Annotated in this window: 12 protein-coding genes; 9 read left to right on the forward strand and 3 right to left on the reverse strand. The window is 46.4% G+C overall.

What is annotated here, in order from left to right:
* Window position 1 precedes the first annotated feature (1 nt).
* Genes hisG through hisC form a run of 3 tightly spaced genes read left to right on the forward strand, consistent with a single transcriptional unit; the run spans window position 2 to window position 3,052 of the window.
* Window positions 2–628, forward strand: a complete 627-nt coding sequence (hisG, locus tag Q7V32_RS01500) for an ATP phosphoribosyltransferase (protein WP_304895221.1) — start codon at window positions 2–4, stop codon at window positions 626–628.
* 6 nt (window positions 629–634) lie between these two features.
* A complete protein-coding gene (gene hisD, locus Q7V32_RS01505; protein WP_304895222.1) occupies window positions 635–1,945 on the forward strand; it encodes a histidinol dehydrogenase in 1,311 nt (436 codons plus the stop codon).
* Between the two features lie 42 nt (window positions 1,946–1,987).
* Window positions 1,988–3,052 (forward strand): histidinol-phosphate transaminase, encoded by a 1,065-nt coding sequence (gene hisC / locus Q7V32_RS01510; protein ID WP_304895223.1) that lies wholly within the window; start codon window positions 1,988–1,990, stop codon window positions 3,050–3,052.
* A gap of 163 nt (window positions 3,053–3,215) precedes the next feature.
* On the opposite strand, the gene Q7V32_RS01515 is transcribed toward hisC, so the two are convergent.
* The 3 genes from Q7V32_RS01515 to Q7V32_RS01525 all read right to left on the reverse strand — a co-directional run bounded on the left by Q7V32_RS01515 (window position 3,216) and on the right by Q7V32_RS01525 (window position 10,437).
* The gene (locus Q7V32_RS01515) at window positions 3,216–6,380 is read right to left on the reverse strand and encodes a response regulator (protein ID WP_304895224.1); all 3,165 of its coding nucleotides are present in this window, start codon (window positions 6,378–6,380) and stop codon (window positions 3,216–3,218) included.
* A 497-nt stretch (window positions 6,381–6,877) separates the two neighbouring features.
* On the reverse strand, window positions 6,878–9,097 hold the full coding sequence (locus Q7V32_RS01520) for a PAS domain S-box protein (RefSeq protein WP_304895225.1): 2,220 nt from the start codon (window positions 9,095–9,097) through the stop codon (window positions 6,878–6,880).
* Window positions 9,098–9,330: 233 nt separating this feature from the next.
* On the reverse strand, window positions 9,331–10,437 hold the full coding sequence (locus Q7V32_RS01525) for a two-component system response regulator (RefSeq protein WP_304895226.1): 1,107 nt from the start codon (window positions 10,435–10,437) through the stop codon (window positions 9,331–9,333).
* 418 nt (window positions 10,438–10,855) lie between these two features.
* On the opposite strand from Q7V32_RS01525, the gene petA reads away from it, so the two are divergent.
* The 6 genes from petA to gap all read left to right on the forward strand — a co-directional run bounded on the left by petA (window position 10,856) and on the right by gap (window position 16,814).
* Window positions 10,856–11,455 (forward strand): ubiquinol-cytochrome c reductase iron-sulfur subunit, encoded by a 600-nt coding sequence (gene petA, locus Q7V32_RS01530; RefSeq protein ID WP_304895227.1) that lies wholly within the window; start codon window positions 10,856–10,858, stop codon window positions 11,453–11,455.
* Entirely contained in the window at window positions 11,452–12,852 is a 1,401-nt protein-coding gene (locus Q7V32_RS01535) for a cytochrome bc complex cytochrome b subunit (RefSeq protein ID WP_304895228.1), read from the forward strand. The genes petA and Q7V32_RS01535 overlap by 4 nt, the downstream gene beginning before the upstream one ends.
* 2 nt (window positions 12,853–12,854) lie before the next feature.
* On the forward strand, window positions 12,855–13,577 hold the full coding sequence (locus Q7V32_RS01540) for a cytochrome c1 (protein ID WP_304895229.1): 723 nt from the start codon (window positions 12,855–12,857) through the stop codon (window positions 13,575–13,577).
* Window positions 13,578–13,730: 153 nt separating this feature from the next.
* Entirely contained in the window at window positions 13,731–14,336 is a 606-nt protein-coding gene (locus Q7V32_RS01545) for a glutathione S-transferase N-terminal domain-containing protein (protein ID WP_206444782.1), read from the forward strand.
* Window positions 14,333–14,716 carry a ClpXP protease specificity-enhancing factor gene (locus Q7V32_RS01550; RefSeq protein WP_304895230.1) on the forward strand — a complete coding sequence of 128 codons (384 nt, stop codon included), beginning with the start codon at window positions 14,333–14,335 and terminating at the stop codon, window positions 14,714–14,716. The genes Q7V32_RS01545 and Q7V32_RS01550 overlap by 4 nt, the downstream gene beginning before the upstream one ends.
* Window positions 14,717–15,803: 1,087 nt before the next feature.
* On the forward strand, window positions 15,804–16,814 hold the full coding sequence (gene gap / locus Q7V32_RS01555) for a type I glyceraldehyde-3-phosphate dehydrogenase (protein ID WP_304895231.1): 1,011 nt from the start codon (window positions 15,804–15,806) through the stop codon (window positions 16,812–16,814).

Genomic DNA, 16,814 nt, shown 5'->3' on the forward strand with positions numbered 1-16,814 from the left:
TATGATTACAATAGCTGTCTCAAAAGGACGAATTTACGAAGAAGCCCTGCCTTTACTCGAAGAAGCCGGCATCAAACCCGTTGATGATCCTAAAACCAGCCGCAAACTTATCTTGCAAACCACACGTGAAGACGTTCAACTGGTCATCATACGCGCGACGGATGTTCCCACTTTTGTAGAGTACGGCGCTGCAGATATGGGTATTGCGGGTAAAGATGTCTTACTGGAACATGGCGCAGAAAGTCTTTATGAACCTCTGGATCTTAAAATCGCCACATGCCGCCTGATGACGGCAATGCACAAAGATGCTCCGGAAATCAAGCGTCGAGTCCGAGTAGCGACCAAGTACGTTAAAACCGCCAAAAACTATTTTGCCCAGCACGGCATCCAGGCCGATATCATAAAGCTCTATGGCTCAATGGAATTGGCACCCCTGGTCGGCCTGGCTGACTGCATTGTCGACTTGGTCGATACTGGAAATACACTAAAAGCCAATAACCTGGAACCCCGTGAATTAATCATGAATATCAGCTCCAGGCTTGTCGTCAACAAAGCGTCAATGAAAATGAAGCACCAGGCCATTCAAACGCTGATCGATCAATTTGAAAAAACCCTTTCGCAACGGTAATTTGCAATGAGCGATTTTAAAATCACCCGGCTCGATCATGCTGACGCCAATTTTAAGCAACAACTGGCAGAGCTCTTGGCGTGGGATGAAACCGACGACCTGGAAATCCATCAGCGGGTACTGGACATCATCGCAAACGTCAAAAAAAAGGGTGACTCGGCCGTCATCGAATACACCAATCGGTTTGATCAACGGCAGATTAGCCAGGCAGATGAACTTGTCATAACTCAAGAGCAACTTGAGCAGGCTTGGCATTCCCTTAAGCCTGAACAGGCGCAAGCACTGGAAACCGCCGCCAACCGCATCAAAGCTTATGCAGAACATCAGAAAATCGAGTCGTGGCAGTTCACCGAAGCCGACGGCACTATTTTAGGGCAGAAAATCACCCCGTTAGACCGTGTAGGTCTTTATGTACCCGGCGGTAAAGCCGCTTATCCCTCGTCGGTTTTGATGAATGCGATACCGGCTAAAGTGGCCGGCGTTTCCGAATTGATCATGGTCGTCCCCTGTCCCAAAGATGAAATAAATTCATGGGTGCTGGCGGCCGCGTTTCTTGCCGGTGTCGATAAAGTATTTACCATCGGGGGCGCACAGGCAGTTGCTGCACTTGCCTACGGAACTGAATCGATCCCGGCTGTTGCGAAAATTGTCGGCCCCGGCAACATCTATGTCGCCACGGCAAAAAAACTGGTATTTGGCCAAGTGGGCATCGACATGATCGCCGGTCCTTCCGAAATTCTGATCATTTGTGACGGCAAAACTGATCCGGACTGGATTGCAATGGATTTATTTTCTCAAGCGGAACATGACGAAAATGCCCAGTCAATTTTGATTTCCGATGATGCCGATTACCTGAATCAGGTTGAACAAAGCATCCATAAATTACTGCCCGAAATGGAACGTGCCGAGGTCATTAAAACCTCTCTGAGCAACAGAGGCGCGTTTATCAAAGTCAATTCGCTGGATGAAGCCGCAAATGTCGCCAACACCATTGCTCCGGAGCACTTGGAATTATCGGTCGCAGACCCGGCTGACTTATGTGCAAAAATCCGTCACGCCGGCGCCATTTTTATGGGCAGGCACACGGCCGAGGCATTAGGCGATTATTGCGCAGGACCCAATCATGTATTGCCCACCTCAGGTACTGCGCGTTTTTCATCGCCCTTGGGTGTCTATGATTTCCAAAAGCGAACCAGCTTGATTAACTGCTCCGAGTCAGGTGCGCATGAACTCGGCAAAACCGCCTCCGTTCTCGCCCGGGGAGAAAGCCTGACCGCCCATGCCCGCTCAGCGGAATTCAGAATTAAATCATCGTAACGATCGCGTTCACGCCTTCGCCTTAAACCATGTCATTCTTTTATGAACAGCGAGCAAATCAAAACACTTTTCAGAGCTGAAGTCCTTGCCTTGTCAGCTTACAAGGTGACAGATGCCCGTGGCTTCATTAAACTTGATGCCATGGAAAATCCTTTCTCATGGCCTGAAGATACCAAACAGCAATGGCTTAAAAGCCTCACTGATTGCGCGCTAAACCGTTATCCTGACCCTGAAGCCCGTCAACTGTGCCTGACATTAAGACAAAATAACGGGATTGCCGATGAACATGGCTTGATATTGGGCAACGGCTCGGATGAAATCATCCAGATGTTACTGATGGCGTTACCTTCGGGTGCCAGTGTCTTGGCACCTGATCCCAGTTTTGTCATGTACAAACAAGTCAGCCTGTCGCTTGGCCTTAACTATCTCGGTGTGCCGCTAAATAGCGAGACTTTTGACCTTGACCTGAAAGCCATGCTGGACGCCATCGCTCTTCATAATCCTTCTCTGGTGTTTCTGGCTTACCCCAATAATCCTACCGGCAATCTATTTGAAAAAGAGGCAGTTATCGAAATCATTAAGGCCTGTAAAGGCTTGGTCATAGTGGATGAAGCTTACGCCCCTTTTGCGAACGCCAGTTTCATGGGTGAGTTGGGGAAATTTGATAATCTGCTTGTGATGCGCACACTTTCCAAATTGGGCTTGGCCGGTTTAAGGCTGGGTTATTTGGCAGGACATCCTCTTATAATTCAGGAACTCAACAAAATCCGCCTGCCCTACAACATCAATATTTTAACGCAGGCCACCGCTGAATTTGCGTTACAGCATAGCGAACTGTTTAACGCTCAAACCGCTATTCTTTGCAGCGAACGAAGTCGCGTACTTAGCTCATTGGAAGCGATGAACCGCTTTTGCGTCTACCCCAGTGCCGCCAATTTTATTTTATTCAGAACCCATCCAGACCAGGCAAACACGCTGTTTGAACACCTTAAAAAACAAGGTGTGCTCATTAAAAACATGTCACCTCAAGGAGGACTGATGAAAGATTGCCTGAGAGTCACGATTGGCAAACCGGAAGAAAATGACGCCTTTTTACAGGCGCTGTAACTACTCGCCCGCTTGAAATAGAAGGTGTAGGTGCTTGATTGAAAAGGCTTCTGCAACAGGGATGTTGCAGAGAGCTACAAGGATGTATTCATGCGTCCTTTGAAATCAAGCACCTACACCCAATAAAATAGGAAGGGGTGAGCAGATACCAAGCGCTATCAGCCTAATCCGAAACCTTTGTGTAATAAGGACTGGTTTTTAGTATTGCCAAGGCCTTTTCGTAGTCAAAAATCTCGAGTTGATGCATAAAATCTGTATAACGATCACCAAATATTACGCGCAACTGATCATCTGACTCAGATGCAAGCCGTCCGGCCCGGATATTACTTTGGGTCAAAAGGCTTTCCATTTCTGCAAGTATTTGCTTGATAGGCCCTGGATCAATTTCGCCGCCGCAAGTTTGTTGTGGCGCATTGGGCAAATCAAGTATCACCTCTGCCAATCGTCTCAACTCACTATCACATAACCGGACCAGTTCCATACACTCGTTCATCTCAGCATTTTTGAGTAAGGCATTTTCCAGTTGAGTTACCAGAGCACAGACCCGATAAGCACCCAACGTCGAGGACACGCCTTTTAGGCCATGCGCCAAATGCCGGACCGCCTGTGTATCGCCATCGGCCAGCAGTTTTATCGCAGCATGCATATCATCTTTATGCGACTGCGCAAAAAGACGAAGCAAGGCTTTATATTTGGTGATATTGCCGCGGAGAACCAGAAGGGACGGGGCATAGTCCATTCCGTCTATCGGCGGCAAGGTTTGTGGTATGGCGGAGTCCTGGGGAGTAGTCAATGCCGATGCAGCTAAGGTTTTGTCAGCGCTTTCGGGCTCTGCAGGGGCAACCCCAGGTTGTCCCTTTTTTGACAACCAGCGCAACAATGACGCATAAAGCTCTGCTGGCATAACCGGCTTGGCGACAAAATCATCCATACCTGCAGCAAGACAAGCCTGCCGGTCTTCATTAAAAGCATTAGAGGTCATTGCCAAAATCGGCAAGGAGGCCTGCCCCGGTTGCGCCCGAATCATTTGGGTTGCCGTCAAACCATCCATCACAGGCATCTGTACATCCATTAATATCAAATCGTAATCCATTTTGCTCGCCTTCTCTAAAGCTATGAGGCCGTTTTTCGCCGTATGCACGGCCAGACCCACCCCATACAACAGCTCCAAAGCCACCTCGCGATTGATCAGATTGTCCTCCACCAACAACACGCGTGCGCCACTATGGTCCCGGCGTAAAACAACCTCGGCGGCCTCTGCTGCTTCCGATCTTTCCGGCATTTGACCTTGCCCTCGTTGAAGACGGGACGTAAACCAGAAAGTGCTGCCTTTTCCCACGGTACTAATTACACCTGCATCGCCACCCATCATGCTTGCCAAACGCCTGGTAATTGCCAGCCCTAATCCGGTGCCACCGAATTTACGAGTGGTCGACGCATCCGCTTGAGCAAATGCTTCAAATAATAGTGGCAATTTATCCTCTGCTATTCCGACCCCGGAATCCTGAAATTCAAAACGAATCAATAAGCCTTCGCCGCTCTCTTCCAGAACGTGGACACCCAGACAAATTTCGCCGGATTCAGTAAACTTGACCGCATTGTCGGCATAGTTAAGCAAAGCTTGGCGCAAACGGGTTGGATCACCCCGCAGCCACTTCGGAACCTGTTCGCAATCAAATCGAATACTTAAACCTTTAGCCCGAGCTTTATCGGAAATCATTGAATAGATATTATCCAGCACCACGCTCAGTGAAAAATCGACTTCTTCCAACTGCATATGACCCGCCTCAATTTTCGATATATCGAGGATGTCATTAATGATAGAAAGCAGATGCTGTGTAGCCGTATCTATTTTATTCAAGCGCTCATTTTGCTCGGCTGACAGACCGCTTCGCCTGAGTAAATAAGTCATGCCGATGATGGCATTCATGGGCGTGCGAATTTCATGGCTCATGTTGGCCAGAAATGAACTCTTGGCACGATTAGCCGCATCAGCTGAAGCCCATGCTGTTTCCAGCTCCAAAGTGCGCTGCTTTACCAACGCTTCCAGATGATGACGATGCTGATCCAGCTCTTCATTGAGCCTTTTCTTATCAGAGATATCCTCTTTCAAACCGGCATAGTGGGAAATGCTTCCATCAGCGTCACGGATAGGAATAATAATCGCATATTCCACATATTCGCTGCCGTCTTTGCGTTTATTGACAAACTCACCCTTCCAGGTCTTGCCGGACTTAAGCGTATCCCACAATTTTAAATAAATCTCGGCCGATGTCTTGCCTGACTTCAAAACACGGGGATTTTGACCCATCAACTCCTCACGGCGATAGCCTGAGACTTGAATGAACGCCTCATTGACATATTCAATATTGCCATCCAGGCAGGTGATAATGGTACTTACCGGGCTTTGCTCGACTACTTCAACCAATTTGCGTAATTGCTGTTCACTATTTTTGCGTTCGGTAATATCCAGATTGATGCCGGACAGTCTGATCGGTTTGCCGTCCTCGTCATATTGAGCCTGCCCCTTACTGACTAACCAGCACACCTCACCCGAATCGCGCCTGAAACGGAACTCTACCTCGAAAGGCTTGCCCTGCATGATATGTGTCGCCCACACCGCCTCAAACAATGGCAAATCATCAGGATGCACCCGTGCTAAAAAATCTTCATTCCTTTTTAATTCACCTGGGGCAAGTCCGTAAATCCGAAAACATTCGGGCGACCAATAGGAGTGATCATTACTAATATCCCAATCCCAGATACCGACATGGGCGCCTTCCTGGGCCAGCATCAACCGCTGCTCGCTCTCGAGTAACGCAGCATTAATGGTCTCTGCCTGATTTCGCGCAATGATGGCATCTTCCATCAAATTCATTGCGGCCAATTGCGCCTGACGCTGCACTTTCAAGGCGCGTTCCTGAGTTTCGTGCAACACCTTTTCAGCGGCGTGCCGAATGCGGCGCTCATTAACCTCTTCTATCGCACGCCGCATAGCCGGCACCAAGCGGATAAGGTTATTCTTAAAGACAAAATCAACCATCCCCAAGCGTAGCAGTTCTACCGCCATTTCTTCGCCTACGCTACCGGACACTAAAATTACAGGCAATTCAGGATTAGATTTGTGGATTCGTTGCAGAGTGATACGGAAATCCATACCGGGCACGTTATAATCCGATAACACGACATCCCAAGAGGACTGTAAAGCGCGCTCTAAATCTTGATTAGAAGCGATACAAAGGAACTCGCCGTCAATTCCATTCAGTCGGAGAAATCGCTCCAGCAATAAAAAATCTGAGGTGACATCTTCAATGATTAAAATTTTCATCGACATGGACCCGCGTTAGTCGCCAGCCAATAGACCCCTAAACGCGCCACAGTCTCGCCGAAATCGTTAAAATCCACTGGCTTTCGGACAAAATTAAAGCTGATCAAGCGAGCTTCTTCTAATAAAATGCTTTTTGTCGAACTCATAACAACTCCGATTTATACTTCTCAGCATGAAAGGGTGCTCCTGAAAGCGAAAAACAGATGACCGCGTCTTCACCTGATTCATACTTAGGTCCAATTACTCCACCTTGGCGATGCTACCTCAGCCAGCTCGGAATTAGTTACAAAACGGAAGTCATTTTGTGCAAAGTCTCACTCAGCATAGTCCCTAGCACGCCGTTGATACCTAAAATTCCCCACTAAAATAAAACATAACCCAATGAAATAGCTAAATTGCTTTGCAGAACCGGAAAAATAAGTCTTAGAAGTTGCCGTCATCAAGATAATGGATATAGATTGATACAAACCCAGTTGGGTTGTCACCTTGTAAGCTGTTCATGCCTCGCCGCCTTCATCCGACTCATCCAAAAAAGACAACTTGAAAGGCGGCTCCTTACTCAGTTGCCGGGACAGTTCGTTAATCTGTTGTTTCAAGGCAATCATGTCCAGTTCTCGGCCAACTGAGGCACGATTGAAACGTTCCATTTCTGCGTTTCGCTCAGCCAATTCCTCCGTTTGTTTGCGCAGCGCGTGTTCGGTAACCTTTGCGGCACTTATATCGGTAATCGTCCCTATCATCCTGAGTGGTTTACCCTCGACCGTCCGTTCGACGACTCGGCCTCTTTCTTTAACCCAGGTGATTTGCCCAGCCGGGTTTTGAACTCGATAATCGACATCAATACAGGGAATACTACCCAACAAGTGATCGTCTAGGGCTTTCAATACAAAAGGCCGATCGTCCGGATGAATGGTGCTTTTAAAAAAGGCAAAATCAGACGTCACCTCATCAGCCCGGTAACCGGTAATTTCATAGTAACGGGGCGATAGATAGGCAATATCGCTCTGAATATCCCAATCCCAAAGCCCTAAATTCGTAACTTCAAGCGCCAACTTCAGACGTTCCTCACTGATGCGGAGTCGTTCTTCCGCCTGCTTACGCTCGGTGATGTCCCGCGAAATACCAAACAAACCGATGACATGACCTTCTCCATCATACAAAGGCCCCTTGATCGCAGAAAACACCCGCACTCCATCCACCGTCGTAAGTGTTTCTTCCTCAATAATGGTTTTATTCTCTTCCTGTACGCGGCGGCCTAAAGCCTTGATCATTTCAGCCTGAGCCGCCGGAAACAAAAAAGCATCATCCTGACCGAGTACCTCATCAACCGGCTTACCGGTAATAGAGCTGGCTGCAACATTAAATAGAATATAGCGGCCCTGTAAATCCTTGGCAAAAATAGCATCGGAGGAACTATCGGCGATAGCGGACAAAAGATTCAAAGTGCGCAGCTGTTCTGCCTGAGATTCCTGCACAACTCGAGATAATTCCAATTGCTGGCTCTGTCGCAACAAATAATGACCCGCTCCGGCCATAAAAAGAGACAATAACCCTACCAAGCCTATCCAGACAATATCTGCACCGGCTTCAGCATAAAGTTCAGCCATATCCAGCTTGCAAATCAACACCCAATCACTGCCTACGACAGCCTGCGCCACACCAATAACAGGTTCGTTACGGTAATCAACGCCTTCAATCGCATCACCCAAGCGAACTTCGTTGCGAAATAACTGGGCGGCTAATAGCTTGGGTGTCGCGACCGGTAAACGGAGATTGACTTCAGCATTAGCGTTATCCTTTAGCGGATTAAGATAAAGCACCTGATCATCGTCTTTTCTGATCAATAATGTTTCGACACTAGCGCTGAGCCTAGGCCAATGAGTCAGCGTAGGAAAAAGCCACTTATCCAGCTCAAAATGCTGAATAACAACCGGTGCCGCACCGGCATTAGAAAAACGATTAAGTGGTACCACAAAATCCAGCCTGGCAGTACCTGTCGCGTCGCGATAAGGGCCGATTTCACGCACTTTTCGATCGACACTCGTTAAAAGAACCGCATCCATTAGTTTCTGTGAAAGGACGGCCGAATCAGAATAAGAACTCCATAACCGAACGCCTGCCGGACCGATTAAAGTGACACCGTCAGACATCCGGTTTCTGGCTGATTGCTCCAATCGGATTTTTAACTCTTCCCCGCTTTGCTGATTACCAGATTCTTGCCACAAACGGTATTGTCTGGCATGAAAAAAGCTGGTTTGGACAAATTCCGCATAACGCTGCCGTTCCTGCCGCCAATCTCCAATTTGCCGTGACTTTAGATCGGCCACTGCCTGCAGTTGACTAATCTTTTGTTCTTTATGATGTTTCATAGCCAATAACATGGCGGAACAGGTCAGCACAATAATGACTACCGCCAACAACCCAAACAACCAGGCCCGTCGAATAGTCACTTTTGCTTCAACGGCAACTTCTTCAGGCCCCAGAAACCAGCGCCGCATCAAGCCATAGAGCATCAGCGAAGTAATAATGACGAATAGCCATCCTTTTAACAAACTGACGAGAATAATTTTCTCCGGCTCATCAAAAAATAGGCGAGTCAATTGATCGGAAAGTAAAATCCAACCGGTGGCAAACAGCGCATAGATGAGAACGATAGAAAGTATTTTGCCGCGTCTGGCGACATCAGGCGATTGGGTTGTCAACGAGTTAGAGGACATAATGGATTTGCTTGGACATAGCTCTATTGACCCGAAAATGATTTGTTAAATAATGAGCTCACTTTACGACTCCTATCTAATCGAAAATCGTCTGGCTTACAATAGTATTTGGCGAGGATATCGACAACATGAATGCTGCCGCCAAGCCCTTCCACGGAAGGGTTTATAATCCAAATCAATGGCTGGACCCTAGTCGTGTAGTGCTGTTTTTCCGGCCAAATGGCGTTACTCGGCTAGGAGTCCGAATGAGAATCGCGGTATCGATCGGCAATTTTACAAAAGACATCAAATTGGGAAATGAAGATATCGACCACATCCGGGTCAAAATGCGTGCCCCGTCCATTCAGGATGATGTCTTTGGCCTCCTCATAAGGCATAGGTAGTTTATAGACGCGTGGAGAAATCAAGGCATCAAATACATCCGCTAAAGCCATGATTCGAGCCGAAATGGGCGTAGCATCGCCAATCAAGCCATCAGGATAACCGCTGCCATCCCATTTTTCATGATGCCAACGGGCAATTTCTTTGGCTAATGAAAGAAACTCCACAGGCTCGGCCGCATCCCGCTCAGCAAAGTCTATTGCATCGCTCCCCAACTGAGCATGAGTCTTCATAATTACCCACTCCTGCGGCGTAAGCGGCCCTGGTTTTTGGAGTATCGCGTCAGGAATTCCCACTTTGCCGATATCATGCAATGGTGCCGAACGAGTCAATAACTTGATATAAACATTTGTTAATGCATCGGCATAATCAGGATTTTTTTGCAGGCCCAAGGCCAATTGTTCTACGTAAGCTTGCGTACGAAGAATGTGATAGCCGGTTTCCGAATCGCGAATTTCGGCCAGATGGGCCAGCGCACGAATACTAACCTCCTGGATAAGCTCATTTTCCATCATCCTTCGCGTTACCTCGGTTTCCAACCACGCATTCTGATTGGCCAAATATTCACGCGCTTGTTTTAATTCGAGTTGGGTATGTATCCTGGCTAAGACAATCGGAGGAACAACCGGTTTGGTAATATAGTCGACAGCCCCTACGTTGAGTCCATGCAATTCCGCTTCCTTGCTGTCCATGGCGGTAACAAAAATTACGGGTATATCATGGGTAGATGGATCTGCCCGCAGTTGTTCGAAAACCTGATAACCATCCATTCCCGGCATCATCACATCGAGCAAAATGAGGTCCGGGTAAGGCTTTATATGCGCCACACGTAAAGCTTTTTCGCCCGAAGTGGCCACTCGCACATCGTAATAGGGTTGTAATAATTCACTAAGGACGGTCAGATTCTCGGGTAAATCGTCAACAATCAGTATGATTGCGTGAGGGGCTTGCGCCGACATAGGGGCTCCGCGATTGAATTATTATTTGAATGATCAAAAGGGAAGATCAATAAAGCTTTTGCCTAACAATACTAGCACCTCTGCCACGGAATGACAGGTTTAAGTTATCCAGTGACCGGTGCAACAAACTGCAGCGCCTAATCCATAACCCACTGCCGTAAGATGTTAGTCCGCATCCTTATTTCCAAACTCTCAACATCCGTCAGGAAAATCTAATTTGACCTTAAATATCAATTACATAAATAGAGCATGAAGGAAGTATTTGACTTAACGCATGGGTAGAACACCTGTTAACTCGCTGAGTTGAGTTAATTTCAATTTTTATTACTTCAAATAACCTCAGCTGAAGTGGTATATTGACTCGATAAAAATAACAAAAGAGTCACCTGTAGCTCAGTAATAACCAGGAGTGTTACCTATGAATAATGAAGGCGTCGACAAATCAAAACGCCAATTTCTGACCTCGGCCCTCACTGTAGTCGGTGCGGTTGGTACAGGCTATTTGGCCGTTCCATTTCTCGCGCAAATGCAACCCAGCACGAAAGCCATGGCTGCAGGCGCTCCAGTACAAGTCGATATCAGCAAAATGGAAACAGGGCAACTTATCAGAGTCGCCTGGCGTGGAAAGCCCGTATGGATAGTCAATCGCACAGAAGAAGTTTTAGCGACTCTTTCGACGCTTAATGACAAATTAAGAGACCCTCTTTCAAACGAATCAACTCAACCGCCTTACAGTAAAAATCCCAACCGATCGATCAAGCCTGATATTTTCATCGCAGTCGGCTTGTGTACGCATCTGGGCTGCTCACCGACCTTCAGACCTGAAATAGCCCCCGTCGATTTAGGCAATGATTGGAAAGGCGGTTTTTTCTGCCCTTGCCACGGATCTTGGTTCGATCTGGCCGGACGCGTCTACCGGGGAGTCCCGGCACCGACTAATCTTGAGATTCCCCCTCATCGCTATGTCAGTGACTCCTTGATAATCATTGGTGAAGACACTATGGAGAAGACAGCATGAAATCAAATCGCTGGACTGATTGTGGCAACTGGGTCCTGGACAGGTTCCCACTGACCAAACTTTGGAATGATCACATGGCGCATTACTATGCGCCCAAAAACTTTAACTTCTGGTATTTTTTCGGCTCACTGGCCTTACTGGTTCTGGTTAACCAATTCCTGACCGGCATTCTGTTGACGATGAACTACAAGCCGGATGCCAAATTGGCTTTTGACTCGGTCGAGTACATCATGCGAGATGTCAACTGGGGATGGCTGGTTCGCTATATGCATTCAACCGGCGCCTCGGCCTTTTTTATCGTGATTTATCTGCATATGTTCAGAGGCATCATGTACGGCTCATTCAAGCAACCGCGTGAGTTGATCTGGATATTCGGCATGCTGCTGTTTGTCGCATTGATGGCTGAAGCGTTTATGGGTTATTTGCTGCCTTGGGGACAGATGTCCTATTGGGGTGCTCAGGTTATTATCTCTTTATTCAGCGCCATACCTATTATAGGTGACGAATTGTCCTTATGGGTCAGAGGCGATTATGTTGTCTCTGATGCGACACTGAACCGCTTCTTTGCCTTCCACGTCATTTCGGTCCCTCTGGTATTGGTCTTGCTAGTTCTGCTTCACATCATCGCGTTACATGAAGTGGGCTCCAATAATCCGGACGGCATTAATATAAAAGAATTCAAAGATCCATGGGGACATCCTGTCGACGGCGTTCCATTTCACCCTTATTACACCGTTAAAGATCTTGTCGGTGTTGCGGTATTTTTGTTCTTTTTTGCCACCGTCATTTTTTACATGCCGGAAATGGGCGGATACTTCCTTGAACACGCCAACTTCATACCGGCCGATCCGCTAAAAACACCGGAACATATTGCACCGGTTTGGTATTTCACACCTTTCTATGCCATTCTCAGGGCGGTACCGGATAAATTCGCCGGTGTAATTGCGATGGGAGGCGCCATCGTTGTGCTGTTTCTTCTGCCTTGGCTGGATCGTAGCGAAGTACGCTCTATCCGTTACCGGGGTGGAATTTACAAAAAAGCCTTACTGTTGTTTGTTATCAGTTTTGTCAGCCTGGGTTATTTGGGCACTCAACCAGCAACACCAACAGCGACCACTTTTGCACGGATATTCACCGCGATCTACTTCGGCTTCTTTTTGTTGATGCCGATCTACTCTCGCTGGGAAAAATTCAAGAAAGTGCCGTCCCGATTAACCCCGGTGATCAGCCTGGAAGACCGAATACCGGCCCTGATTGAGACATTCGAAGAAGTTACAGTCAAAACCCCGGTGACCAAGGAGGATGGAACTACTGTAGTGAGGAGAAAACCTAACTTTAACGGCATGGCAAACGTAGTTGTTCGTTTGGCAAAAAAACTAAAAGAAAGCCTCGATTGATTATGAATAAATTACTCACATTATTTTTAATATTCATGCTCCCCTTCACAGTGCTTGCCAGTGAAGGCCTTCAACTACAGAAAGCAGACATTGATCTGACGAATAACGCATCCCTGGAACGGGGTGCGAAGCATTTTGTAACCTATTGTTTAGGCTGTCACTCCGCCAAACACATTCGCTATTTGCGAATTGCTATCGATTTTGATCTCAAGGAAGACAAAGTACTGAAAGAAATCGCTCCATTGGGTGCCAATATTTACGACAAGATGACCTCGGCCATGAATGCGCACGATGCGGAGAAATGGTTTGGCATCATGCCGCCTGATTTGTCTTTGATCGCCCGATCACGGGGTGAAGATTGGATTTATAGTTACCTTAAAGGGTTCTATACCGACAAGTCCAAACCCTTGGGCGTTAATAACACTGTATTCCCTGATGTTGGGATGCCTAATGTGTTATGGCAACTTCAAGGCGAACAAACGCCTATCTATAAAAACGTCGATGGCAGAGAAGTCATAGAGAAACTGTCTATCAAAGAAGCCGGTCAATTATCAGAAAAGGAATTCGATGTAATGATCAACGACTTGACCAACTTCCTGGTCTATGTCGGCGAGCCGGTTAAACTGGAAAGAGAGCGAATGGGCAAATATGTTTTATTCTTTATTTTTATGATCTTCATACTTTCGTATTTGCTCAAAAAAGAATACTGGAAAGATCTGCATTAACATTATTTTGAAAACAGGGACGTTTTCCAGCTTTACGTTGGAGCCGAGGTTCGGCAAATAACACTGTTTTTTCATGATATACTCACCTCTTTTTTGTTGTGTATTCGAAAGAGGTTTTGTTTTGTGGCCAATACCCATACTCGTAGATCAGTTATGACGCTTTTTTCATCACCCACTTGCGCATTAAGTCACGGAGCCCGCCTCGTCCTGCACGAAAAAGGAATAACGGCCGACATAGAATATTACGACACCAATGAACCGCCTGAGGATCTGCTGGAATTAAACCCGACCGGTGTTTCGCCAACGCTCATAGAACGCGGCCTGGTACTCTATGATTCACGCATTATTATGGAATACCTGGACGAACGCTTCCCCCATCCCCCGCTACACCAAATGGACCCCGTCTCACGCGCTAACGCCCGAATGATTATCAAGCGAATTGATCAGGATTGGTATTCTTTAATGGATGAAATTCTCGTTTCCGGCGAAAAGAAATCGGCACGCGCCAAAAAATTACTCAAAGAAAGCCTGCTTTCCGCTGGTCAAATTTTTGAAGCCCGGCCATTTTTCATGAGCGATGAATTTTCTTTAATCGATTGCACAATGGCGCCTCTGTTGTGGCGGCTTCCAAGCATGGGCATAGAACTGTCGACTACCGGCGAAGCATTGCGTAATTATGCCAACCGCTTATTCAGAAGACCTGCTTTTATTGCAAGTTTAAGCAGCGCTGAAAAAGAAATGGGTGAATTACCTAGATGACCCCGATAAAGCCTTATTTGATTCGTTCGATCTACGAATGGGTCTTGGATAATGATCTTACGCCTCACATGCTGGTTGACTCTGAAACAGAAGGTACCGTTTTACCCAGAAATTATGTGGAAGATGGCAAAATTGTTCTGAATATCAGGCCGGAAGCAATACACGGCCTAACACTGGGTAACGAAACAGTAGAATTTAATGCCCGCTTCAGCGGAAAACCCATGCATATCATCGTTCCCATCAAAGCGGTTCTTGCCATTTATGCAAAAGAAAACGGCAAAGGGATGATTTTTGATCAGGAAGAATACGATGAAACCGACCCACTCCCCACGCCACCCGGCAAATCCCCAAACAGACCTAAACTGAGAGTGGTCAAATAATCTGATTTCGGCTGAGCCTAACAAGGCGCCCTTTTTCGACTTGCAGATGCTGGTCGCTTTGTTTTAGATACACGGATTACTTGAAAGAAATAACGAATATCGCCTGCATGAGTTGAGTTTTGACAACAGACCCTTCTGGAATCAATAAAACTATAATAGCGTCCTGGATTTTTGACCCGCCCAACACCTAAAAAATGATGCCAAATAAGCGGCATTTTTTAGACTGTTTGTACAAAAAACCGCTAAGTGGTTAACCTTATTGAATTTATCGAGTTACCCACAAATATTGGGGATAACTCTGTGAATATCTTGCTAGCACTTGAGCCGACACTGCGTGTTTTTTACCATTTTGTTAAATTGTCCACTTTTTATACAAAATTGTTAATTACCAAAAATCAATTGCTTAAGTATCTTTTTTTGCATTAAATGCACATCAAAGGCTTTAAACAAAGTAGACCAGTCAATATTATTAATAATGTGAATAAAAGAAAAAAACTGACCGGGAAATCACAGCAATTCTCAATTTGAAGAGAAAAAGGACCGGGGAAGCTTTTTGAGGATGTCGGCAGCAAGGCAGATTTTTATTCCTGACAAAATCTGCATTTCCACCCTCCTTGGCGGTCAGATGCTGATGTCAAGCCCCCATAGAAGGGTTTACGGCGTTCCTCAAAAGGCTTTCCCCAGCCCAAAATGACGCCGAAAAGATCAAACTGAGAATTGCTGGGGAAATCAAGTTAAACACATCACTTAATTAAGTCGTTCCTGAGTTATAGGGAAGTGTAATTAAGTGCACCAACTGCCATATATTCCCTTAAAATCTTTGAGCGATAGACGGCGTTCTCCTAAATTTGCTAAACTTAAGTTTAATTTTTTAGCCCCAAGGGAATTGTTAAGTTTTTTACAATTACCGCATTGCATTGACGAAAAGTTAAAATCAATAGCTCAATGATATTGATTTTATAAATCTACAGCTAACCTAGTTGTCTGTGGGTGATTTCCGAAAAAACCTATAAGGTTTTTGTCGGCTTTTTCCTTGGCGGCGTTGCTTCCACCTCAATTGAAATTTTCAACCAACCGGAGAAACTCTATGCCAATCAAAGTTGCAATTAATGGTTATGGTCGTATTGGGCGCAATATTATGCGCGCAGTGTATGAAGCAGGCCGCACCAATGAAATCCAAATCGTTGCTATCAACGACCTGGGTGATTCAGCAACAAACGCACATTTAACTCAATTTGACAGCGTGCACGGCAAATTCCCCGGACAAGTCGGCGTTGACGGCGACTATTTGGTAATCAACGGTGACAAAATCAGAGTTTTCTCTGAAAGAGATCCGTCTAAACTGCCTTGGGGAGAGTTAGGGGTAGACGTTGTTCATGAATGTACCGGCTTTTTCACAAGCAAAGCCAAAGCTTCTGCACACATCGCTGCCGGCGCAAAAAAAGTGATCATCTCTGCACCCGGCGGCAACGACGTTGATGCAACTATTGTTTTTGGCGTCAATCACCAGGTTTTGAAAGCATCCGATACCGTTATTTCGAATGCATCATGCACCACTAACTGTCTGGCACCTCTGGTTAAGCCATTGCATGATGCTATCGGTGTTGAACATGGATTGATGACCACTATTCACTCGTACACCAACGACCAAGTACTGACTGACGTATATCACAGCGATTTACGCCGCGCCCGTTCAGCCACACAATCAATGATCCCTACCAAAACAGGCGCTGCTGCCGCTGTTGGCTTAGTACTGCCTGAATTGGCCGGTAAACTGGATGGCTTTGCGATGCGTGTACCTACGATCAATGTATCCGTGGTCGATTTAACTTTCCAGGCATCAAGACCGACCACAAAAGAAGAAGTGGACAGCGTTTTAAGAGCTGCATCGGAAAAATCTAACGGCATACTGGCAGTTAACGATCTTCCTCTGGTGTCTATAGATTTCAACCACAATCCTGCTTCTTCTATCTACGAACCCGCTCTGACCAAAGTTACCGGTGGCAACTTCGTTAAAGTCTTATCCTGGTATGACAATGAATGGGGCTTTTCTAATCGCATGTTAGACACTACGGTTGCTCTTTTTAATGCCAAATAA

This window comes from Methylicorpusculum sp., assembly GCF_030651835.1.
Classification (GTDB): Bacteria; Pseudomonadota; Gammaproteobacteria; order Methylococcales; family Methylomonadaceae; genus Methylicorpusculum.